Source organism: Photobacterium sp. WH24 (assembly GCF_019204055.1).
Lineage (GTDB): Bacteria > Pseudomonadota > Gammaproteobacteria > Enterobacterales > Vibrionaceae > Photobacterium > Photobacterium arenosum.
Genome location: NZ_JAGSOZ010000003.1, coordinates 259,972 through 282,207, shown reverse-complemented (window position 1 = coordinate 282,207; position 22,236 = coordinate 259,972). Strand labels below are relative to the sequence as shown.

Annotated in this window: 24 protein-coding genes; 6 read left to right on the top strand and 18 right to left on the bottom strand. The window is 51.7% G+C overall.

From position 1 onward, the window contains the following. Nucleotides 1-47: 47 nt before the first annotated feature. From KCG43_RS06185 to KCG43_RS06170, 4 genes are all read right to left on the bottom strand, one after another. Complete coding sequence (locus tag KCG43_RS06185; RefSeq protein ID WP_192014576.1) at nucleotides 48-473, bottom strand: DUF2069 domain-containing protein; 426 nt, start codon at nucleotides 471-473, stop codon at nucleotides 48-50. Nucleotides 474-519: 46 nt separating this feature from the next. Beyond that, the gene (gene wrbA, locus KCG43_RS06180; protein ID WP_192014577.1) at nucleotides 520-1,098 is read right to left on the bottom strand and encodes an NAD(P)H:quinone oxidoreductase; all 579 of its coding nucleotides are present in this window, start codon (nucleotides 1,096-1,098) and stop codon (nucleotides 520-522) included. After that, nucleotides 1,098-1,448: an arsenate reductase (glutaredoxin) gene (arsC, locus tag KCG43_RS06175; protein ID WP_192014578.1), complete on the bottom strand. Its 351-nt coding sequence runs from the start codon at nucleotides 1,446-1,448 to the stop codon at nucleotides 1,098-1,100. Before arsC ends, wrbA begins: the two co-directional genes overlap by 1 nt. Before the next feature lie 108 nt (nucleotides 1,449-1,556). After that, entirely contained in the window at nucleotides 1,557-3,029 is a 1,473-nt protein-coding gene (locus KCG43_RS06170) for a M48 family metallopeptidase (RefSeq protein ID WP_218383873.1), read from the bottom strand. A gap of 10 nt (nucleotides 3,030-3,039) precedes the next feature. Here KCG43_RS06170 and KCG43_RS21510 point away from each other — a divergent pair, with 10 nt between their 5' ends. From KCG43_RS21510 to KCG43_RS06155, 3 genes are read left to right on the top strand one after another with little or no spacing between them, the layout of a single operon-like run. After that, the gene (locus tag KCG43_RS21510; protein ID WP_370630669.1) at nucleotides 3,040-3,414 is read left to right on the top strand and encodes a sulfurtransferase TusA family protein; all 375 of its coding nucleotides are present in this window, start codon (nucleotides 3,040-3,042) and stop codon (nucleotides 3,412-3,414) included. 7 nt (nucleotides 3,415-3,421) lie between these two features. Continuing rightward, entirely contained in the window at nucleotides 3,422-4,489 is a 1,068-nt protein-coding gene (locus KCG43_RS06160) for an AI-2E family transporter (protein WP_218383871.1), read from the top strand. Nucleotides 4,490-4,524: 35 nt separating this feature from the next. Then, nucleotides 4,525-5,391 (top strand): DMT family transporter, encoded by an 867-nt coding sequence (locus KCG43_RS06155; protein WP_370630667.1) that lies wholly within the window; start codon nucleotides 4,525-4,527, stop codon nucleotides 5,389-5,391. 51 nt (nucleotides 5,392-5,442) lie between these two features. Here the strand turns inward: KCG43_RS06155 and bcp are convergent, their stop codons facing one another. Then, on the bottom strand, nucleotides 5,443-5,913 hold the full coding sequence (gene bcp, locus KCG43_RS06150) for a thioredoxin-dependent thiol peroxidase (RefSeq protein ID WP_192014580.1): 471 nt from the start codon (nucleotides 5,911-5,913) through the stop codon (nucleotides 5,443-5,445). A 24-nt stretch (nucleotides 5,914-5,937) separates the two neighbouring features. Continuing rightward, on the bottom strand, nucleotides 5,938-6,480 hold the full coding sequence (locus KCG43_RS06145) for a glycine cleavage system protein R (protein ID WP_192014581.1): 543 nt from the start codon (nucleotides 6,478-6,480) through the stop codon (nucleotides 5,938-5,940). Between the two features lie 288 nt (nucleotides 6,481-6,768). On the opposite strand from KCG43_RS06145, the gene dapA reads away from it, so the two are divergent. Together dapA and bamC are read left to right on the top strand one after the other, a co-directional pair. Further along, complete coding sequence (gene dapA / locus KCG43_RS06140; RefSeq protein WP_027253793.1) at nucleotides 6,769-7,665, top strand: 4-hydroxy-tetrahydrodipicolinate synthase; 897 nt, start codon at nucleotides 6,769-6,771, stop codon at nucleotides 7,663-7,665. Nucleotides 7,666-7,682: 17 nt separating this feature from the next. Beyond that, on the top strand, nucleotides 7,683-8,714 hold the full coding sequence (gene bamC / locus KCG43_RS06135; RefSeq protein ID WP_192014582.1) for an outer membrane protein assembly factor BamC: 1,032 nt from the start codon (nucleotides 7,683-7,685) through the stop codon (nucleotides 8,712-8,714). Between the two features lie 134 nt (nucleotides 8,715-8,848). Here the strand turns inward: bamC and lipA are convergent, their stop codons facing one another. The 12 genes from lipA to leuS all read right to left on the bottom strand — a co-directional run bounded on the left by lipA (nucleotide 8,849) and on the right by leuS (nucleotide 21,515). Beyond that, nucleotides 8,849-9,820 carry a lipoyl synthase gene (gene lipA, locus KCG43_RS06130; RefSeq protein WP_192014583.1) on the bottom strand — a complete coding sequence of 324 codons (972 nt, stop codon included), beginning with the start codon at nucleotides 9,818-9,820 and terminating at the stop codon, nucleotides 8,849-8,851. Nucleotides 9,821-9,822: 2 nt separating this feature from the next. Continuing rightward, on the bottom strand, nucleotides 9,823-10,467 hold the full coding sequence (lipB, locus tag KCG43_RS06125; protein WP_192014584.1) for a lipoyl(octanoyl) transferase LipB: 645 nt from the start codon (nucleotides 10,465-10,467) through the stop codon (nucleotides 9,823-9,825). Nucleotides 10,468-10,582: 115 nt separating this feature from the next. Then, the gene (ybeD, locus tag KCG43_RS06120; protein WP_192014585.1) at nucleotides 10,583-10,858 is read right to left on the bottom strand and encodes a DUF493 family protein YbeD; all 276 of its coding nucleotides are present in this window, start codon (nucleotides 10,856-10,858) and stop codon (nucleotides 10,583-10,585) included. Between the two features lie 157 nt (nucleotides 10,859-11,015). Beyond that, nucleotides 11,016-12,191, bottom strand: coding sequence for a serine hydrolase (locus KCG43_RS06115; RefSeq protein WP_218383866.1), 1,176 nt, complete (start codon nucleotides 12,189-12,191; stop codon nucleotides 11,016-11,018). A 151-nt stretch (nucleotides 12,192-12,342) separates the two neighbouring features. Beyond that, nucleotides 12,343-13,155, bottom strand: coding sequence for a septal ring lytic transglycosylase RlpA family protein (locus KCG43_RS06110; RefSeq protein WP_218383863.1), 813 nt, complete (start codon nucleotides 13,153-13,155; stop codon nucleotides 12,343-12,345). After that, nucleotides 13,155-14,276 (bottom strand): peptidoglycan glycosyltransferase MrdB, encoded by a 1,122-nt coding sequence (gene mrdB, locus KCG43_RS06105; RefSeq protein WP_192014588.1) that lies wholly within the window; start codon nucleotides 14,274-14,276, stop codon nucleotides 13,155-13,157. Before mrdB ends, KCG43_RS06110 begins: the two co-directional genes overlap by 1 nt. Beyond that, nucleotides 14,273-16,210 carry a penicillin-binding protein 2 gene (mrdA, locus tag KCG43_RS06100; RefSeq protein WP_218383862.1) on the bottom strand — a complete coding sequence of 646 codons (1,938 nt, stop codon included), beginning with the start codon at nucleotides 16,208-16,210 and terminating at the stop codon, nucleotides 14,273-14,275. Before mrdA ends, mrdB begins: the two co-directional genes overlap by 4 nt. A 5-nt stretch (nucleotides 16,211-16,215) precedes the next feature. Then, nucleotides 16,216-16,686 (bottom strand): 23S rRNA (pseudouridine(1915)-N(3))-methyltransferase RlmH, encoded by a 471-nt coding sequence (rlmH, locus tag KCG43_RS06095; protein WP_192014590.1) that lies wholly within the window; start codon nucleotides 16,684-16,686, stop codon nucleotides 16,216-16,218. A gap of 7 nt (nucleotides 16,687-16,693) precedes the next feature. After that, complete coding sequence (gene rsfS / locus KCG43_RS06090) at nucleotides 16,694-17,011, bottom strand: ribosome silencing factor (RefSeq protein ID WP_192014591.1); 318 nt, start codon at nucleotides 17,009-17,011, stop codon at nucleotides 16,694-16,696. Nucleotides 17,012-17,183: 172 nt separating this feature from the next. Further along, the gene (holA, locus tag KCG43_RS06085; RefSeq protein ID WP_192014592.1) at nucleotides 17,184-18,215 is read right to left on the bottom strand and encodes a DNA polymerase III subunit delta; all 1,032 of its coding nucleotides are present in this window, start codon (nucleotides 18,213-18,215) and stop codon (nucleotides 17,184-17,186) included. Then, on the bottom strand, nucleotides 18,212-18,859 hold the full coding sequence (lptE, locus tag KCG43_RS06080) for an LPS assembly lipoprotein LptE (RefSeq protein ID WP_237794733.1): 648 nt from the start codon (nucleotides 18,857-18,859) through the stop codon (nucleotides 18,212-18,214). The genes holA and lptE overlap by 4 nt, the downstream gene beginning before the upstream one ends. A 79-nt stretch (nucleotides 18,860-18,938) precedes the next feature. Beyond that, nucleotides 18,939-21,515, bottom strand: coding sequence for a leucine--tRNA ligase (gene leuS / locus KCG43_RS06075; RefSeq protein ID WP_218383860.1), 2,577 nt, complete (start codon nucleotides 21,513-21,515; stop codon nucleotides 18,939-18,941). A gap of 214 nt (nucleotides 21,516-21,729) precedes the next feature. Here leuS and KCG43_RS06070 point away from each other — a divergent pair, with 214 nt between their 5' ends. Beyond that, nucleotides 21,730-22,212: a zinc ribbon-containing protein gene (locus KCG43_RS06070; protein WP_027253806.1), complete on the top strand. Its 483-nt coding sequence runs from the start codon at nucleotides 21,730-21,732 to the stop codon at nucleotides 22,210-22,212. Nucleotides 22,213-22,236: the final 24 nt, after the last annotated feature.

Below are 22,236 nucleotides of genomic sequence, written 5' to 3'. Positions count from 1 at the left end.
AAAAGCCCCCAGGCTGAGTGCCGGGGGCTTTTTTCATCTCATTGTCTTTACTTATCGCCGTGGGCTTCCCGCTCTTCCCGCTCAACCTGAGACAGTTTTTTAAGCTTGTTGCCCAATTCCCGGCTCCGTGTCCGTGCAAACAGAATGTTGGCGAAAAAAGCCGCGGTGGCCAGTCCGAGTTCAATCAAGGCCAGCCAGCGCTCTCCGCCGTCAATCCAAAGCAGCGTCAGGGCATGCAGAAAATAGAACATCAGAATGAAGTTTGCCCAGGCGTGGGTGTAAGGCTTACCTTGCAGCATTCCTTTGAGAGGCAGCAGCAAAGGCAGTATCCACATCCCGGCAACCACATAGTTGTTCAGGTGCGGGTGGGGCGAAATCACGCTCTGCCACAGAAAAACCCACAGTAGCAGAGACAGGTTGGCTGTCAGTGCGAAGTAGCGTAATTTCTGTGTTGAAGGGCTCATCGGTTTCATATTGGTATCCGTATCCTAAAACTGCGCAGGTGCGACTGGATAATACTTATTGATGTAATTGCCTGGCCGTTTGTGCCAGCCTTTTGCCTAACGCTTGCGCCAGAGCGGCTTCATCTGGTGTCAGTCCGTCGTTCTGATTGAGGTGTGAGGCACCATAGGGAGTACCGCCAGACTGGGTGGTATGCAGCAGTGGTTCGGAGTAAGGCAGTCCTAATACCAGCATGCCGTGATGCAGAAGCGGTAACAGCATGGACTGCAGTGTTGTCTCCTGTCCGCCATGCATTGAAGACGATGCGGTAAACACGCAGGCAGGTTTGCCAATCAGGCTGCCCGAGAGCCATTGCGCACTGGTACTGTCGATGAAGTGTTTCAGTGGCGCGGCCATATTGCCAAAGCGAACAGGGCTGCCCAGGGCTAGCCCCTGGCACTGCTCCAGATCAGCGACAGTCACAAAGGGATCGCCGTTGTCCTGAGCGTTTTCCAGCTCGCCGTTTGCACGTATCTCAGGGACGGTACGCAGTACCGCCTCACACCCCTCAATCTGGCCAATGCCTCGTGCTATCTGTCTGGCGAGCTGGCGGGTGCTGCCATGGCGGCTATAGTAGAGCACCAGAATGGGCAGCATCAGAGGATATCCAGTACTTGCTCAGGCGGACGGCCAAGCGCCGCTTTGTCACCTTTGACCACGATAGGGCGCTCAATCAGTTTGGGGTGGGCAACCATAGCGTCACGCAGCGCCTGCTCAGAGACTGAGTCGTCGGCCAGATTCAGTTCTTTGTAGATGTCTTCTTTGGTGCGCATCATCTGGCGGGCAGAGTCAAATCCCAGCTTTCGCTGCAGCTCGGCTAATTGCTCAGCGGAAGGCGTCTCTTCCAGATACTTAATAATGTCTGGCTGGATGCCTTTGCTTTCAAGCAGGTTTAAGGTTTCCCGGCTTTTTGAGCAGCGTGGATTGTGATAAATGGTGACAGACATAATAGCTCCCGGATTGTCGGTATCTAATTGTTAGGTAAAGTTGTTAAGGTAAAGCCCGCCAGAATCAGCGGGCTAAATAACGGATATTAAGGTGACGTGCCGCTTTGATCAGAGATCGGCAAATCTGGCTCGTGCCAGACGCAGCTGATCGATGCGTGCGTCATATCTGGCCTGATCCAGCGAGCCGACATCGACTATCTGGCTGGCCTGAATATAATTCTGGATCGCTTTTTCCCAGTCGCCGCGTAATGCCATTACTTCCGCACGCGCTGCCAGCTCACCGTCTCTGCGTCCGATGCCGGCATAAGCCTCGGCCAGCATCCCCCAGCCGTTGATATCGGCTGGATTATCATAGGTAAAGCGGCTTAACAGCGACAGGCTGTCTTTCGCCCGGCCTGCTTCAAGGAGGGCGTGGGCCAGGTTGAGCCTGAGGACGGCATTTTCCGGGTTGGACTTAAGCGCGTGCTGTAACCGGTTAATGGCACTGTCATAGCGTTTCTGGAACAAATCTAAATCGGTTGCAGAATCAATAAAGAAACGGTTACCTGGCTCGGCCTGCAGCAGCGGCATCAGCAATTCACGTGCCTGGTCATATTTTCCGCTGTCCATATACACTACAGCCTTGCCGTAATTTACTGCCATCAGGGTGGCGCCGTGTGCCTCTTTTCCTTTGCGGTTGAACCAGTCCAGCGCATTTCGGCTGTCCAGATTGGCATATCGCGCGATGATTCTGGCCTGAGCCAGCAGATAGTTTTCCGAAACGGCTACACGGCGAGGCGGATACTGAGCAGCGCGGCTTCGGGTATCAGCAATACGGGATTCCGGTAATGGGTGAGTCAGCAACATAGCAGGTGGCGTACTGGCGTATCGGTACTGGTCGGCTAAACGACCAAAAAAGCCCGGCATAGCCTGAACATCAAACCCGGCTTTGGCTAAGGTCGCAATGCCAATGCGGTCTGCTTCCATCTCATTGCTGCGAGTATAGTTTATCTGGCCTTGCACTGAGGCGGCGGTGGTCGCCTGCATGGCAGCAATACCTGCTTCCGGTGAGGCAATCGCCAGCATGAGTGAGCCAATCAGAGCAGCCATAGTGGCAGGTGATTTCTTGGCTTGATCTTCCATGCTTCTGGCCAGATGGCGCTGAGTGATGTGGGCAATTTCGTGCGCCATCACAGAGGCCAGCTCACTTTCACTTTGGGCATGCAAGAACAGTCCGCTGTGCAGGGCAACGTGGCCGCCAAAAAAAGCAAAGGCGTTCACTTCCCGGTTCTGAATCAGAAAAAACTCAAACGGAGTGCGCACATCCTGCGCATTGGCCACTAATCTGTGCCCCAGATCTTTGACATATTCGGACAGTAAAGGGTCATTAATGATAGGTTTACTGGCTCGCAGCAAGCGCATATAAGCATCACCGTACTCCAGCTCTTTTTCGATGGTCAGTGTCGCGGCGGCCGTTGTTCCGATCTCGGGCAGATCTTCCAAAGAAGCCTCAGCCCAGCTCACTGGCACTGTGCTAAGCAGAGCACACAGCAGCAAACAAACTGGCTTTTTGACAAATCGAAGCTTAGAAAAGGTGATCATCTTCATTCGTATGTTGATATTCCGGTTGCTGCGGGATTTGCAGTTAATCAATCTGCGCGCTTACAGGTATGACAACAAAAGTTCCAGGGTGTTTCTTTCTTGTCGTCATAATGTTATTTACAATAACTTGTTGGATAATAACCGCCTGTGCCTGAGAATGGAAATACCTAAGCTGGATTTAACCGATACCCGTTGCCCGCTGGCCTTACTGACGGCAAAGCGCACTTGCCGTCTGCTCAAAGCCGGGCAGCCGTTGGAGATACATATCTGTGATGCCGGCTCAAGAAAAGATATACCACGCTATTTGTTGAATCATGGGTTTCAGGTTCATATTCAATCAGATAACCCACAGTTACTTGTGATTACCGTTACTAGAAGGTTGTGACGCTCATATGCTCGAAATGATTAGTCGCTGGTATCAGCGCAGATTTTCTGACCCCCACGCGGTCAGTTTGGTGGCGATCCTCTTGGTGGGCTTCATCACCATCTATTTTTTCGGCAACCTCATCGCGCCTTTGCTTGCTGCAATAGTGCTCGCTTACTTACTGGAATGGCCGGTGATGTATCTGACCCGGATGAAAGTGCCACGAACGCTGGCCGTCACTCTGGTCATATTGCTGTTCGCCGGGTTAATGGTGATGGCCGTTTTCGTGTTGATTCCTGTTATTTGGCATCAGATCAGTAATTTGCTTTCTGATATGCCGAGTATGTTTAACGATCTGCAGCATTATGTGTCCAGCCTGCCAGAGCGATACCCTGAACTGGTTCAGCCGGAGCAGATAACGACTGTGATGACCAGCCTTCGCGCAAAAGTGCTGGGTATGGGCGAGAGTGCTCTGAAAGGCTCAGTGGCATCGCTGTTGAGCCTGGCGACACTGGCTGTCTATCTGATTTTGGTGCCCTTACTGGTCTTTTTCTTGCTGAAAGACAAGGATGAGATGCTCAGTGCTTTCAGCCGCATACTGCCTCGCAACCGTCGCCTGGCCAGTAAGGTCGGCGCTGAAATGAACCAGCAGATTTCGAATTATATCCGCGGTAAGGTCACTGAAATTTTTATTGTCGGTACTGTCAGTTACATCACTTTTGCGCTGCTTGATTTGCGTTATGCCTTGTTACTGGCTGTGCTGGTGGGTTTCTCGGTATTGATTCCATATATAGGCGCGGCAGCGGTGACTTTGCCTGTCGCTATGGTCGGGCTGTTCCAGTGGGGGCTGACGCCAGACTTCTGGTGGCTGCTGGTGGCCTACGGCATTATTCAGACGCTGGATGGTAATGTGCTGGTTCCTGTCCTCTTTTCTGAAGCGGTGAATCTTCATCCGGTCGCTATCATTATTTCCGTGCTGGTCTTTGGCGGGTTATGGGGCTTCTGGGGGGTGTTCTTTGCGATTCCGTTAGCCACACTGGTGAAGGCCGTTTGGAATGCTTTACCGGCCACAGATTATGGCGAAGAAACCGATTAACCATCACGCAGTTCGTCATCGCACAGGGAGGTTGCGTGAATATATCCGTGAAGATATTACTGCTGACTGGGCTGGCGATGCTGGCGTTTGCTGCCAATTCACTGCTTAACCGGGTGGCCTTGTCTGACACGACAATTGATCCCGCCAGTTTTACTCTGATTCGTTTACTGGCGGGGGCTCTGTTTTTATGGCTCATTCACGCTTACCGTCATTCAGGTAAGAAACACAAAGCGAGTGTGGGCGGCAACTGGCTGTCTGCGCTGGCACTCTTCATCTATGCAGCCGGCTTTTCTTTTGCTTATCTCAGCCTGACAGCAGCGACTGGTGCATTATTGCTGTTTGCTGCGGTGCAAATCACCATGATGGCCGTTGCGCTGAGCAAAGGTGAAAGGCTGACTTCCTTGCAAGTGATTGGTTTTACACTTGCCCTGGCAGGGCTGGTGGTACTTTTGTTACCCGGGGTGTCAGCGCCTTCCTGGCAGGGAGCTGTTCTGATGCTGATGGCGGGGGTGGCTTGGGGAGCCTATACCCTGCGAGGTAAAGGTGCCACAGATCCGCTCCAGACGACGGCAGGGAACTTTTTGCGTGCTGTGCCATTTGGTCTGGCATGCTGGTTGATATGGGCGAAAACTGAGCTGGATGTGCTCGGGGTGTGGTATGCCGTGCTTTCTGGTGGGCTAGCCTCAGGCGTCGGTTATGCGATTTGGTATACTGTCTTACCTTCGCTGAGCGCAATGATAGCGGCTACCGTTCAGCTCAGCGTGCCTGTTCTGGCGGCTGTCGGTGGTGTGCTGATGTTATCGGAGCCCGTGACACTACGATTGCTGGTCGCTTCGATGGCGATTCTGGGAGGGATAGCCATGGTTATCGGGGCCCGAAAAGTGACCAATTCAGGGCAATGACGCTGAAAGCACAAAGGCCGAGCTGACGGCCTTTGCTGAGTGTCCGCAGGACTAGCTGTTGCCGTTCAGATAAGCCAGCACGACTTCGTGGTGATCTTTGGTTTTGAATTTATTAAAGACATGTTCAATGACACCGTCTTCGTTAATCAGAAAGCTGATGCGGTGCAGGCCATCGTACACTTTGCCCATGAACTTTTTCTCGCCCCATACGCCAAACTGTTCGGCAACAGCATGATCTTCATCAGAGAGCAGAGTGAAGTTCAGGTTGTCGCGCTCAATGAATTTAGGCAGGCGTTTGACCGGATCAATACTGATACCCAGTACAGCGACGTTCAGCGCATCCAGCTCCGATTTGCTGTCGCGTAATCCACAGGCTTGTACGGTGCAGCCCGGGGTCATGGCCTTAGGATAAAAATAAGCGAGTACTTTTTTACCTTTGAAGTCTTTCAGGCTGACAGGCGCACCATTCTGATCTGGCAGAGTGAAGTCAGGTGCAGGAGTACCTGCAGTCAAGGTTTGCATGTGTCGTTCCTTATCATTCGGAGGTTACTTGGGTAAATGGCCGGTAAATGTCACTGTGCCTGTGACTTGCACTGTCTGGCACAGGGCTTCAAATTCTTCCTGCAAAGACATCAGATTGCAACCTTCAGGCAGATTAGTACTGAGCTGTAAGGTGAGCTGGTCTTCTTCACCTTTACCTACTTCTTCCTGGGAGTGAGCACTGAGTGCTGAAATGTCTATTTGGCGGCTGGCACAGAAATGGGTGAACTTTTCTATCAGACCCGGGGCATCATTGCCTTCAATGTGGAAGTCGGCGGTATAGGGATAAAAGCGGTGCTCGTGCTTGGTGGTTCTTTTCATAACGGTCAGCAGATCAAACTGCTGGGCCTGAAGTGGCAGGGTTGCTTCAACCTTGGCTATCGATGCTGCCGTTCCTGACAGTAAAAGTATGAAGGTAAATTCACTGCCAAAAATAGCCAGTCGGCTGTCTTCAATATTGCAGCCGCTGAGTGAGATATGTCGGGTAATTTCATCAGTAATACCCGGGCGATCTGAGCCGATTGCGGTGATGACGAGGTAGTGTTCCATACAGTTTCACATTGATGACCTTTATGTTTGCATGGTAGCACAGCCAACTTATCTCCTGCCATGAAGTTACCTGCGCAAATGATGATATTGTTATGATTGGTATATTTTGTTGTTAAATTCGCTGGCAATGGTGCAAGCCACTGGTTTAATCCACTTTTGACAGGGGATCACAGGACAGAATTAACGAACAGGATATGGCCAGCTATGACAGCTATTTTACATTCTACTTGCTTGTGTTTACTGCCACTGAAAAGTACCATGAGAAATCAATAAAAAAGGGAGATCGACATGTTTACTGGTAGCATGGTAGCGCTAGTTACGCCCTTGGATGAAGTCGGCGAAGTTGATTACGCCAGCCTGAAATCCTTGGTTGAATATCATATTGCAGCGGGTACAGACGCGATTGTCGCTGTTGGTACCACAGGTGAGTCAGCGACTCTGACTGTTGAAGAGCACGTCAAAGTCGTGCTGAAGACAGTCGATTTTGCTCAGGGACGTATCCCTGTTATTGCCGGTACAGGCGCTAATGCCACCCATGAAGCCATCACTTTTAGCAAACTATTCTCGGGTACGGGCGTGGCAGCTTGCCTGACCGTCACACCGTATTACAACAAACCGACTCAGGAAGGTTTGTATCAGCATTTTAAAGCGATTTCAGAAGCCACCGATCTGCCTCAGATTCTGTATAACGTACCAGGTCGTACGTCGGTAGACATGTTGCCTGAAACGGTTGCCCGCCTGTCTAAGCTGGATAACATTATCGGCGTCAAAGATGCGACAGGTGATTTAGCCCGAGTGGAAAAAACACGGGAACTTTGTGGCAAAGATTTCCTCCAATTCAGCGGTGATGATGCAACAGGTCTGGAATTTGTGGCACGCGGCGGTCACGGCGTGATTTCTGTGACGGCGAATATTGCAGCACCAGATATGGCAACTATGTTCCAGTTGGCCTTAAAAGGAGAACTGGACGAGGCGAAAGCCATTGATGCTAAACTGATGCCGCTGCACAAGCACCTGTTTGTTGAGTCCAATCCCATTCCGGTGAAATGGGCAGCACAAAAGCTTGGACTGATTCAGCACGGCACACTGCGTTTGCCATTAACGCCACTGAGCAAAGAGGCTGAACCTGTGGTGTTGCAAGCGTTGAAAGATGCGAAACTGCTGCCTTCACTGGCTACCGCATAGGAACGTAAGAACTCTACATGAATGTGAATTACAGGCTGGCAGTTACAGCTGTCATGGTGGCTGCTTTGGCTGGCTGTTCTGGCAGTGCAGAGCGACGCCGACAGGCTAACCAGGATTTTAATTATCTGGAAACAGCGCCGTTAAGCAGCTGGAACAGCCCTAGCGGCTCAGCAGCGACGCTGTCGAACGAGTATGCGATACCGTCTAAAGAATACCCGGGCGCGATTGGCAGGGCTGTAGATATTCGTCCTCCTCAGCAAGTTCTGGCCCTGATCCCTGGTGCCAGAACTGTGCACAACAGTGATGGTACCGTTAGTTTGCAGTTAGTGAATTCGGCTGAACTGGACGAGTTGTGGACTCTGACCAAACGTATGGCAACTGAGCGTAATATTGCTCTTGATGTGAATACGGCCCGGACGCTTGAAACCGGGTGGGTGAACTGGAACAACGAAGATGAAGATACTGAGATAAGCAGTCGCTATCGGATTTCTCGTGACAGTGCCAACGACCAGAACCTGTATACCATCAAACTGCTCGACTGGCGTGAAGCCGGTGTAGAGAAACCTGTCAGTATGGTTAATCAGGAGCGTTACAGCATTCTGATGACCAACCTGGTGATGGCCAAGTACGATGCTTATGAGCGAGAGAAAGCAAGATTACGTGCCGAGGAGCTGGTGAAGCAGATCCCAATCACTATGGGCCAGGATCGTAGCGGCTTGCCTGTGATTATCGCCCGCGCGCCTTACAACGTGTTCTGGGAACGCCTGCCAAGTCTGTTGCAGACCTTGGGCTTTACTGTCGACGGGCGTAATCGCTCACAAGGCACGATCGATGTGAGCTTCCGTAACCCGGATGACAGCTTCTGGGTCGATTTAGGCATTCAGCCTCTGCAGTTGGAAAACCGCGAATATAAGTTGCAGTTGGGGGATTTGGGTAACCGGACTTCGATCACAGTGACAGATGAAGACGGAAAACCGATCACAGACGAGGCATTAGAAAGTATTGCTCCGGTATTAGCCGCTGTGATTGACAAAGATAATCAGAAGTAATTTTTTTCTGATTCTTAACAAAAGTTAACTGACAAAACGAGAACGACAAAAAAACGCTTCGGCATCTGAAAGGATTGCCGAAGCGTTTTCTTATGTACGGATAAGAGAAAGAGTATTCTTTGCTATCACGCGTTTTATTTCACTACTTCGCCTTTTGCCTGCAGATCGGCATGGTAGGATGAGCGAACAAACGGGCCACAGGCAGCATGAGTAAAGCCCAGTTCCAGCGCGATTTCTTTCAGCTCATCAAACTCTGACGGCGGCACATAACGCTCAACCGGCAGGTGATGTCGGCTTGGTGCCAGGTACTGACCCAGTGTCAGCATGGTGACACCGTGAGCGCGAAGATCTTTCAGTACTTCCACAATTTCTTCTTTGGTTTCACCCAGTCCCATCATCAGGCCTGACTTGGTCGGCACTTCAGGATGCATCTCACCAAACTTTTTCAGCAGATCCAGTGACCACTGGTAGTTGGCACCCGGGCGGGCCTTGCGGTACAGGCGCGGTGCGGTTTCCAGGTTGTGGTTGAAGACATCCGGCGGGTTATCGCGCAGGATCTCCAGTGCATGATCCATACGACCACGGAAGTCGGGTACCAGAGTTTCGATTTTAATGTCAGGGTTTTTCACCCGAATCTCACGGATACAGTCAGCAAAGTGTTGGGCACCACCATCACGGAGATCATCACGGTCAACCGAGGTGACAACCACATAGCGCAGTTTCATGTCGGCAATGGTCTGAGAAAGCTGTACCGGCTCTTCGGCATTCGGAGGCAGAGGACGGCCGTGGGCCACGTCGCAGAACGGACAACGACGAGTACAGATAGCACCCAGAATCATGAAGGTCGCAGTACCGTGACTGAAACACTCTGCCAGGTTAGGGCAAGAGGCTTCCTCACACACGGAGTGGAGGTTGTTCTTGCGCATCGCCGCTTTGATTTCCTGAATACGCTGAGTGTCGGCCGGGAGCTTGATCTTCATCCACTCTGGCTTACGCAGCATTTCGCGAGGCTTTTCCTCTGCTTCCATGTTACGTACAGGAATCAGGGCCATTTTATCGGCGTCACGGTATTTGACACCAGGTTCAATTACGATCGGTTTGCTCATGATTAATTGCTTTCCGTTGTCCACTCTATGCTCTGGTAATCGAGCAGTTTCACTAACTCATCGACAAGTACAGGTTGCACGTCAGCCAGTTCTGTAGGGCCATTTAGCCTGGCCAGCTGAGTCATTTCCATACCCGCATAACCGCAGGGATTAATACGCAGAAAAGGTGTTAAATCCATGTCGACATTAAGAGCCAGACCATGAAAAGAACAGCCGCGACGGATACGTAGGCCGAGTGAGCAGATTTTTTTACCGTCGACATACACGCCAGGTGCATCAGGACGGGCGTTGGATGCTACACCGAAGCGGGATAGCGTGTTGATTACGGTGTTTTCAATGTGCGTGACCAGTTCGCGGACGCCAAGTTTATGGCGACGCAGGTCAATCAACAGATACATCATTTGTTGTCCGGGACCATGATAGGTCACCTGTCCGCCACGGTCACTCTGAAAAATCGGGATGTCGCCGGGATTGAGCACGTGTTCAGCTTTGCCAGCCTGACCCTGTGTAAAGACGGGAAGGTGCTCAACCAGCCAGATTTCGTCGACAGTGTCGTCATCACGGTTGGCGGTAAAGTGATGCATGGCCTCATAAGTAACAGAATAGTCTGTCAGGCCCAGATTGCGGACAATGAGATTTCGTTGCACATTTCACCCATGTTGTCTGTCGGTCTCAGTTGAGAGCCATTCGAGACCAATAATGGTGCATTATAAATCGTGGCGGCTAAAATTTCAGCCGCCAATTGCTCGGTAGGACCAGGTATCAGAGCACGACACGAACAATGTCGATTTCACCCAGCTCTTTATACAGGGTTTCAACCTGCTCAATATGGGTCGCTGTGATAGTGATAGACACGGCACTGTAGGTCCCTTTTCCGCTTGGTTTAACGGTTGGGGTATAATCGCCAGGCGCATGACGCTGGACAACTTCCACCACCAAATCAGGCAGCTCAGGCTTGTTAAAGCCCATTACCTTGAAAGAAAACTGACAAGGGAACTCGAGTAAATCTTTAAGTTTTGGCTGTTCTTGCTGTTGCATGCTGAACTCCCAGGAAGGTATGCGGTATATCACAATTTAGGGCAGCATATTAATGGCTCGCAGTCCATAACACAAGTCAAGCATAGGGGCTGGGAAGCAGGCCGCAGCGGCAAAAAGAAAAAGGACAGCGAGGCTGTCCTTTATCAAAAGCGGTGACTTAGCTTAGCCAGCCTTTAAAGAGTAAGACTACGTAGTCAATTAAGCGGCTGAAAATACTGCCTTCGTTAACGTCGTTGAGCGCCAGAAGCGGGTATTCAGCCACGTCTTCATCGCCCAGACGGTAGTAAAGTTTACCTACCACGTCGCCTTTACGGATAGGCGCTTTTAACTCTTTTTCCAGCACAAAGTTAGCTTTCAGATCTTTGGCGGAACCGCGAGGCAAGGTCACGAAAGTATCCTGATTGACGCCCAGGGAGACTTCATCGTTGTCGCCCATCCAGACTTTTTCGGTGACAAAAGTTTCGTTCGCTTTATGCGGCGAAACGGTTTCGAAGAAGCGGAAACCGTAGTTCAGTAACTTCTTACTCTCAGCCTTACGGGCATTGGCGCTTTTGGTGCCCATCACAACCGCAATCAGGCGCATCTGACCTTCAGTGGCGGTACTGACCAGGCTGTAACCCGCATTGTCCGTGTGGCCGGTTTTCAGGCCGTCAACATTCAGGCTTTTGTCCCACAGCAGGCTGTTACGGTTAAACTGTTCAATGCCGTTGTAACGGAATGATTTTTCTTTATAGATGGCAAACTCATCCGGCACATCACGGATCAGACCCTGTGCCAGCAAGGCCATATCATAAGGTGTGGTGTACAGTTTGTCGTTGTCCAGGCCGTGTACATTGGCGAAGTGTGTTGAATCCATGCCCAGCGATTTCGCCCAGCCATTCATCAGATCAACGAACGAGTCTTCTGAACCGGCGACATGTTCAGCCATGGCCACACAGGCATCATTGCCGGACTGAATAATAATGCCGCGATTAAGGTCAGCGACTTTTACTTCGCTGCCCACTTCAATGAACATTTTTGATGAACCCGGGAAATTTTTTGCCCAGGCATTTTTGCTGATCACAACAGTATCATCCATAGAGATGTTACCGCGTTTGATTTCCTGACCGATCACATAACTGGTCATCATTTTAGTCAGGCTTGCAGGTGGAATCTTATCGTATTCTTGTTGCCCGGCAAGAATTTTGCCTGAATGGTAATCCATCAGGACATAACCTTTAGCGGCTATCTGCGGGGCTTCTGGAACAACGGCGGGCGCCGCGGCCGCTGAAAGACTAGTCAGTAAAGCGGTTGAAACAGCGACAGAGCGAAAAAATGCAGCAGATTTATTCATGATATATGTTACTTGGGTTACGGATATCAAAAAATTGGAACCACTATATCAGATTGAGCTTGTTTAAACAGTTCTCAACCAGAGGAATAGTGGTTCATTGAGGGATCTTGTGAAATTTTTACATTCTTTTGTCAGACTTTGCCCTGACAAATTAGTTCAACTCACGTTGTTCAGAAACGACAAATGCTTCCGGGAATTGGCTCGCCCTGGCTTTATTTCTTTGTATCTCGGCTTCACCTGAGTCGAGGTACGGACCCAGGCGAAGCCGAAAGACGGCGGCGGACTCGGCTTTTTTTACATCAACCTGGGTGTTGAACTCTGATTTGAGCTTCTGAGCGGCGAGTTGGGCTTTATTGAGATCACTGAATGCTGCCAATTGCACAAAGAACCATTTGGGATTTGCGCTTTGCCATTCAGCAGTAGAGTCTGGTTTGGGCATCTGCAGCAGCTCAATTTTGACCGGCGCCGTGCCGTGACCCACCACATCCAGTTTGGTGGCCGCTGCCATGCTGAGATCTATGATACGCCCTTCATGGAACGGGCCGCGGTCATTGACCCGGACAATGGCACTTTTGCCATTGCTGGTGTTGGTGACTCTGACATAGCTGGGTAACGGTAAGGTTTTATGCGCCGCTGTCATCGAATACATGTCATAAATTTCGCCGTTAGACGTTTTGTGACCATGAAACTTTTTGCCGTACCATGAGGCCAGCCCTTCTTCACTAAAAGGCTGCTCGGCCGGTACAATGGCGTAGGCCTGGCCTCTCAGCGTGTAATCTTTATTGCCGGCCAGACTTTTGGGCTCGTACCTTGGCTGTGCATCTTCAATGTGATCCAGGGTGGGGGAACTCTCTGGCGCGTGGTCATCTTTTATCTGATAGCGATCGGAGTGAGTCGTGCTGCACCCTGCCATGAGCAGGGTGACACTGAGTGAAAAAGCGAGTGATTTGGACACTGTGTGCATCAGTTAGCCTTGGACAACATTTTTCTGTGGGTGTGGATAGACATCAGGATACCGAAACCTGCCATCAGGGTGACCATGGAGGTGCCGCCGTAGCTGACCAGGGGCAGCGGAACGCCGACCACAGGCAATAAGCCACTGACCATGCCAATATTGACGAATACATAAACAAAAAAGCTCAATACGATACTGCCTGCCATCATACGGCCAAAGGCGGTTTGTGCCCGGCTGGCCAGTAGCAGTCCGCGGCCGATAACGAACAGATACAGGGCCAGCAGGCCGATGACCCCGGACAGTCCCCATTCCTCTGCGATGACGGCAAAAATGAAGTCGGTATGGCGTTCCGGCAAAAACTCCAGCTGTGACTGGGTACCGTGGAGCCAGCCTTTACCGGTAATACCGCCTGAACCAATGGCAATTTTCGACTGAATGATGTGATAACCCGCGCCGAGTGGATCGGACTCAGGGTTAAACAGTGTCAGCACCCGGGTGCGCTGATAATCATGCATCAGGAAGAACCAGAGCACCGGGATGAACGCACCGATCAGCATGCCGGCAAAAATAATAATCCGCCAGCTGATGCCGGACAGAAAAAGCACAAATACCCCGGATGCGGCGATCAGGATCGATGTGCCCAGATCGGGTTGTTTGGCAATTAGAATGGTTGGCACGAAAATCATCAGGGTTGCGATGATAATATTTTTCAGGCTGGGGGGCAGCGGGTGGTTTCCGATAAAACGGGCCACCATTAAGGGGACAGCCAGTTTGATCAATTCAGAAGGCTGGAAACGGACGACGCCCAGATCCAGCCAGCGCTGTGCCCCTTTGGAAATTTCGCCCACCAGCAGTACTCCCACCAGCAGCAGTAAGCCGACCCCGAACAGATAGGGAGCCCAGGCTTCATAGTGGCGAGGGGCAATCTGGGCCAGGATGAACATCACCGCCAGAGACAGCAGCATACGGACCGCCTGGCGTTCCATCATGTCAAGGTTCTGGCCGCTGGCACTGTACATGACGACCAGGGCGAATCCCATCAGCGTTAGGATCCCCAATAATAAAGGAACGTCGATATGCAGGCGATCACTCAAGGTGGCTTTGCTGCCTGCCGCAGCCATGATACTCATTGCGAAACCTCAGCCAATGTCGATTTATCTTTGTCATCTTGATTGAGCAGCATATGGTCAAAAATCTGCCTTGCGACCGGGCCACCATTACTGGAACCGCCACCGGCATTTTCAAGCACCATTGCCACTACGTATTCAGGGTGCTCAAAGGGGGCAAAAGCGGTGAACAGCGCGTGGTCTCGCAGATGTTCTTCAAGCTCTTCGGCATTATATTCTTCATCTTCAGCCAGTCCGAAAACCTGGGCTGAACCGGATTTACCGCCAGCTTTGTATTCTGCGCCGTAGAAAGCGCGTCTTGCCGTCCCGCGGTTGCCATGCAGTACCCGGTACATACCATCTTTGGCGACCTGCCAGTATTTAGGATCGACACCGGAAATGGGTGGAAAAACTTCGTACTTGGCGGGGATTTCTCCATCGGCATCCATAATGCTTTTCAGCAAATGCGGCGCCCGGACAACACCGTCATTGACCAGTACTGTGGTCGCTTTGGCTATCTGCAATGGCGTTGATGTCCAGTACCCTTGCCCGATCCCGACAGGAATGGTGTCGCCCTGATACCAGGGCTGGCGGAAACGTGCCTGTTTCCATTCGCGGGTAGGCATGTTTGCTTTGCTCTCTTCCGCAATATCAATCCCGGTATATTCACCGTAGCCAAACTTGCTCATCCATGATGATAACCTGTCGATCCCCATGTCATAGGCAATCTGATAGAAAAAGGTATCGACTGACTCTTCAATGGCTTTGTGGATACTGACTTTGCCGTGACCCCAGCGCAGCCAGTCACGGAATGGCCGGCTGTTGGTGTTCGGGATTTTCCAGTAGCCAGGATCGTTGCGTGTCGTCCGTGTTGTGATGACGCCTTCGGCTAAGGCTGCCACAGCAATCGCCGGTTTGACGGTTGAGGCCGGCGGGTAAATCCCCAGAGTAACCCGGTTCACCAGCGGCCTGTCTTTGTCATTGAGTAATTCGTTGTACTGTTTCGAAGAAATGCCATGTACGAACAGGTTAGGGTCATAACTCGGGCTGGAAACCATCGCAAGCACGGAGGAATCTTCTGGATCCATCACCACCACAGAACCCCGTTTCAGCTTGGTGTATTCTTCACCGGTTTCCGGGTCGATTTTCTTTTCAGTCAGCAGCTCTTTAACATACAACTGCAGACCAATATCCAGATTCAGGCGCAGATCTTTGCCCGGCACAGGCGGTACATATTTCAGGGTGCGGATGATACGGCCGCGGCTGTTGACTTCGACTTCCTGGTAGCCAGAGGTGCCGTGCAGCAACTCTTCATAGTATTTTTCAATGCCCAGCTTGCCGATATCCCGGGTGGCCTTGTAGTTGTTAAGGCGCTCTTCCCTGTCCAGCATCTCTAGATCCCTGTCATTGATTTTTGCCACATAACCAAGCACATGGGTGAGCGCGTCGCCGTAAGGGTAGTAACGTTTCAGGTAGGCTTTAACCTCCACACCCGGAAAACGGTGCTGATTAACGGAGAAAAGGGCGACTTCTTTTTCGGTCAGCTGGTTACGCAGCGGTACAGAGTTAAAGCGCCGGGTACGGCGACGCTCTTTGTCAAAGCGTTCAATCTCTTCCTCTGTGATCCCCAGCAGTGATTTCAGACGGCCAAAGGTATCATCCAGATCCGGGACTTTCTCTGTGACCACTTCCAGCGAATACACTGGCCTGTTTTCGGCCAGTAATACGCCGTTACGGTCGTAAATCATGCCGCGGTTAGGCGAGACAGGGACAATTTTGATGCGGTTGTCATTGGAGCGGGTCTGATAATCTTCAAACTCACGAACCTGAATGTGATACAGGTTCGCAATCAGCACACCAATCAAAGCAAAGATACCGACAAAGGAGAAGACCGCTCGTCTGAAAAACAGAGACGATTCGGCCTGATGATCCCGGATCTGAAGTCGCTTTCTGCGCATGCCGTCTATTCCCTGTGGTATGGGTGGTTGGCTGTGATGCTCCAGGCCCGGTAAAGGCTTTCGGCCATCACAATACGCACCAGCGGATGTGGCAGCGTTAACGGAGACAGGGACCAGCTTTGTTCTGCAGCGGCTTTACAGGCCGGTGCCAGACCTTCAGGTCCGCCAATCAGTATAGACACATCCCGGCCGTCCAGTTTCCAGCTTTCCATCTGATCGGCCAGTTGTTCTGTGTCCCAGCGTTTACCCGGAATATCTAAGGTGACAATGCGGTTGCCTTTGGCAACGGCAGCCAGCATAGCCTCGCCTTCTTTTTGCAGAATACGGGCTATATCCGCATTTTTACCCCGTTTGCCGGCTGTAATTTCAATCAGTTCCAGCGGCATATCTTTAGGAAAACGGCGGCGGTATTCCTCAAAGCCGGTTTCTACCCATTTAGGCATTTTTGTGCCGACCGCGATCAGTTGCAACTTCATCCGTCAGTTAGCCCCAAAGCTTCTCCAGTTGGTAAAGCTGACGCGCATCTTCTTGCATGATGTGCAGCATGACGCTTCCCATATCAACCACGACCCATTCAGCGTCTTCTTCGCCACTGATACCAAACGGCGGGAAGTCTATCAGTTTGGAGGCAGTGTTGACATTGTCTGCAATCGAAGCGACGTGGCGGTTTGAAGTACCGGTACAAACGACCATGAGATCAGTAATGCTGGATTTGCCGCGCACATCCAGAGTGACTATGTCCAGGGCTTTCATGTCATCAATTTTGTCAATGACGAAGTCGTGTAGTTCTTGTAGCTGCAAAGGGGTCTCCCTCAATTCAGTCTTCTCTTGTTATTAGAGTCAGGTGGGTCGATCGGGTTCACATTTTAACGCTGGAGTATACCATGCTCAATTCTGGCTGACGCTTGCGTGGTGCAGTGATGTACAGATTTTTTGAGCATCAGCCAGTTTTAACAATAATTTGCCAGCGGTGTCAGTGGGACTGCAAAGGTAAGCCCTTACTCAGTCCGCACATCATGGCGCATAATGTGCTTAAACCGGGCCAGATACTGGTGTCATAGTCGGTTTTAGCCTGGCGTTCAAGCTGACTGAGTTGTTGGATAGCTGTTAGCAGAGCAGGTAAGGGTAATCGGTGCAAGGCGCCCACATAGAGTTCACGCCGGTTTTGCCAAACCCGAAAATTTTCGAGGATCCGGTTCAGGGGGATTCCCTGTTTACCCATTTCCTGCATGCGGTACAGCTGGGTCAGTTCACGTTGCAAGGTACGCAGAATAATAATAGCTTCCACCCCTTCGGCTTCGAGCTGACGCACAATGCGCTGACTGCGTTTTGCCTGACCGGCCAGTAAGGCATCCAGCAGCTGAAACGGGGTGTAGTGGTTATGGCGGCTGAGCGCCTCCTGAATCCGGGGCACGGTCAGGGTGCCGTCAGGATAAATCAGGGTGAGTTTGTGCAGACTCTGTGCCAGTGCCAGCAGGTTACCTTCATGCCACTGAGCCAGTATCTGTATGGTTTCTGCATCGGCATTCAGCCCCAGTTGCTGACAACGCTGCTGGATGAAGCGGGGTAGCTGACGGGCATCAGGCGTATTGCAGGGCACATATATCCCCTGAGTCGTGAGCGCTTTAAACCAGGCGCTGCTTTCTTGTTTTTTATTGAGACGCGGGCCCTGCACCAGCAACAGGATATCCGGATGTAAAGCATCAATCACTGTTTGCAGTGATTTGGCCTGAGTCGCCGTGATACCGCTGTCCGGCATGGTCAGTTCGATGATCTGGCGTGAAGAGAACAAACTCAGCGCCTGGCAATTATCCAGTACTTCATTCCAGTCCAGCTGATTATCTATGCTGTGGCTGTGTCGCTCGAGAAAACCGGCGTCTTTGGCCTGTTGCCGCACCCGGTCAGCCGTTTCCTGTAACAGCAAAGGTTCGTTGCCAGCAAGCAGATAAGCGGAGGCTAACCCCTGTTTTAATCGCTCAGCCAGCTGTTCCGGGTAGATCCTCATTGCGCCGCGCTGTCCATGGTGTCGAACATCCGATCTGCGGCCTGTTTATCGGCATCGGTTTCTGTCTCAATTGTTGTGACACTGCCATTGGCGTCGCTGGCAGAACGCTCTGCATTGTCAGAGTCTGACTGGTTCAGGTCGGCGGTCAGACGGGCAAGCTGACGCATAATCTGGCGCGAGGCCTGCTGGCGCATTTCATCGAGCAACATATCGCGTTCCACCGATTTTGCCAGTGCGGTTAACGGGTTATCCAGAAAGCTGCGGTTAACTTTAGTGGTAAAACGCTTGGCCCCTTTTTCAGGCACCACCACCTGATAGTTGACGGTATAGGTCAGTTCGTACTCGGCGGCACGGCTGTTCTGGTATAAGGATAAGGTACGCTCCCCCTGAGATTCACTGATCAGATGCAGATTGGGCACCTGAGACGATGGCGGAACGGCTTCAATACCGTGCAGTTTGAACTGGGATTTCACCATACGGGTCAGCGGGCCGTATTTATCAAAGCTGGTCAGAGACAGGCGGGCAATATCGTCGGGCAGCATGTAGTTACCACGTAAATGGAAGCCGCATGATGCAGTGGCCAGCGCCAGTACGACGACAAAGACCAGACGGAAACGGGACAGTAGGGATGACGCTGCGCTCACCGTGTCTACTCCTTAGTAACAAATTCGAGAGTGAAAGAGAAAACGCCTTCCCACTGGGAAGGCGTTGTTGGTATGCCTGTTAGTTGGCAACAATGTTCAGCAGCTTGCCCGGCACGTAAATCACCTTGCGAATAGTTTTATCGTCGGTGAATTTGGTGACGTTCTCGTCTGACAGTGCCAGCGCTTCTACCTGATCTTTACCAGCATCTGCCGCGACAGTCAGTTTGGCGCGCAGTTTACCGTTAACCTGAACTATGATGAGCTTCTCATCTTCCACCATAGCGTTGTCATCGGCAACCGGCCAGTCAGCATGATCCACCTTAGACTCACCCAGTGCATGCCACAGTTCAAAACAGATATGCGGGGTGATTGGGTACAGCATACGGACAACCGCTTTCAGGGCTTCGTCCAGCAGGGCACGATCCTGGGCGCTGTCTTGTGGTGCTTTACCCAGCTTGTTCATCAGCTCCATGATAGCCGCAATAGCTGTGTTGAACGTCTGACGACGGCCAATATCATCGCTGACTTTGGCGATGGTTTTGTGAACATCACGGCGCAGCGCTTTCTGATCGGCGTTCAGTGCTGAAGCATCCAGTGCTTCGACCGCACCTTTTGCCGAATGTTCAAAGACCAGTTTCCAGACTCGTTTCAGGAAGCGGTTGGCACCTTCAACGCCAGATTCCTGCCACTCCAGCGTCATATCAGCTGGCGAGGCGAACATCATGAACAGGCGAACGGTATCCGCGCCGTACTTGTCGACCATTTCCTGTGGGTCGATGCCGTTGTTCTTCGACTTCGACATCTTGGTCATGCCTGAGTGCACCAGTTCGTTACCTTGCTCGTCAGTGGCTTTGGTAATGCGGCCTTTTTCGTCACGCTCCAGAGTCACCTCTGTTGGCGATACCCAGACTTTGGCGCCTTTTTCGCTGGTGTAGTAGAAGGCATCTGCCAGTACCATACCCTGACATAAAAGCTGTTTGAACGGCTCGTCGCTCGTCACCATACCGCTGTCGCGCAGCAGTTTGTGGAAGAAACGTGAGTACAGCAGGTGCATACAGGCATGTTCAATACCGCCGATGTACTGGTCAACCGGCAGCCAGTAGTTGGCGGCATCAGAATTCAGCATTTCGTCCGCCTGAGGTGAGCAGTAACGCGCGTAATACCAGGACGATTCCATAAAGGTGTCGAAGGTATCGGTTTCGCGCAGCGCCGGTTCACCGTTAAAGGTGGTTTCTGCCCAGCTCTTGTCTGCTTTGATCGGGCTGGTCACGCCGTCCATCACCACATCTTCCGGCAGGATCACCGGTAGCTGATCGGCAGGGACAGGATGGACTTCGCCGTCCGGGGTGGTAACCATAGGAATCGGTGCACCCCAGTAACGCTGGCGGGAAACCCCCCAGTCACGCAGGCGGAAGTTGACGGTTTTCTTGCCTTTACCTTCGGTTTCCAGCTTGGCGGCAATCGCATCGAACGCCGCCTGGAAATCCAGACCGTTGAATTCACCAGAGTCGAACAGCACGCCTTTTTCGGTGTAAGCTGCTTCACTGATATCCAGTTCGCTGCCGTCGGCCGGCTTGATAACAGGAACGATATCCAGCCCGTACTTGGTGGCGAATTCAAAGTCACGCTGATCATGGGCAGGTACGGCCATCACTGCGCCTGTTCCGTAGTCCATCAGCACAAAGTTAGCGACATAGACAGGCACACGGCGGCCATTGAGAGGGTGAACGGCATACAGGCCAGTGGCCATGCCTTTCTTCTCCATGGTAGCCAGTTCGGCCTCTGCCACTTTGGTGTTCTTACATTCTTCAATGAAGGCAGCCAGTGCAGGATTGTTCTTGGCGGCCAGATCAGCCAGAGGATGACCGGCGGCAATGCCGACGTAAGTCACCCCCATCAGGGTGTCCGGACGTGTGGTATAGACTTCCAGTGGTGTGTCCTGGCCTTCAACGGCGAAGGACAGCTCAACACCTTCAGAGCGGCCAATCCAGTTGCGCTGCATGGTTTTGACCATCTCAGGCCAGCCTTCCAGGTTGTCCAGATCGTCCAGCAGCTCCTGGGCGTAAGCCGTGATCTTAATAAACCACTGCGGAATTTCTTTTTGCTCTACTGGTGTATCACAACGCCAGCAGCAGCCGTCTTCAACCTGCTCGTTGGCCAGCACTGTCTGGTCATTCGGGCACCAGTTTACGGAAGAGGTTTTCTTGTAGACCAGGCCTTTGCTATACAGCTTGGTAAAGAATTCCTGCTCCCAGCGGTAGTATTCCGGGGTGCAGGTAGCAAACTCACGGTTCCAGTCGTAACCAAAGCCCAGTAATTTCAGCTGGTTCTTCATGTAGTCGATGTTTTCGTAAGTCCACGGCGCAGGGGCGGTGTTGTTCTTCACCGCGGCATTTTCTGCTGGCAGACCGAATGCGTCCCAGCCGATTGGCTGCATTACATTCTTGCCCTGCAGGCGCTGATAACGGGAAATCACATCACCGATGGTGTAGTTACGCACGTGGCCCATGTGCAGACGTCCACTTGGGTACGGGAACATGGAGAGACAGTAGAATTTTTCTTTATTAGGGTCTTCACTTACAACAAAGGTTTGGTTGTTGTCCCAATGTGCTTGAACTTTAGGTTCAATGTCCTGTGGACGGTATTGTTCTTGCATCGATGACTTCCGGAATCGTTGTGAGTTAATACAAACACAGTCAAAATAATCGACATAGAATAACTAAAGGTAAAGGTAGCAACAATAGCTGAGGCCGAATAGGCCGGTTATTATCATTATTCAGCCACGGATTGCCCGTGCCGGACTGGTTACTGACCCGGCGCTATGTGTCAGGGTGCCTATGTCCGGCGGATCAAGCCTAGGAGAAACTCACATGGCTAAAGAAAAAGATGCGTATGAATCCATGTTGGAAGAGATCACGGAAGCCCTCAAGCATAGCCCTGATGAACTGAAACATTGGATTGATACCAGTGAAAAGTATCGCACCGCGGCCAGTGACATGACCAAAGATGAACTGGCGCTGATACGTGCGTATTTCAAACGGGATCTGAAAGAATTCGGGCAAAACGTGCAGGAAAGCCCGACCCCTTTCTCTGAAAGTCCGTTTTACAAACTGGTGACCGAGACGATTTGGGAAGGGTTGGCTGAGGTGACAGATAAGACACAGCTGGAATGGTTAGAGGTCATGGACGATATCAAGCATCAGGGCATCTATAAAGCCGGTGAAGTGGTTGGCCTGGGTAATCTGGTCTGCGAGCAGTGCGGACATCATGAACAGTACACGCACGTGCGGACGATTGAGCCCTGTACTAAGTGTGGACACACCCAATTCACCCGTCAGCCTCTGGCGCCGTAAAGCAGCTGCCGCTGACAAGCGACA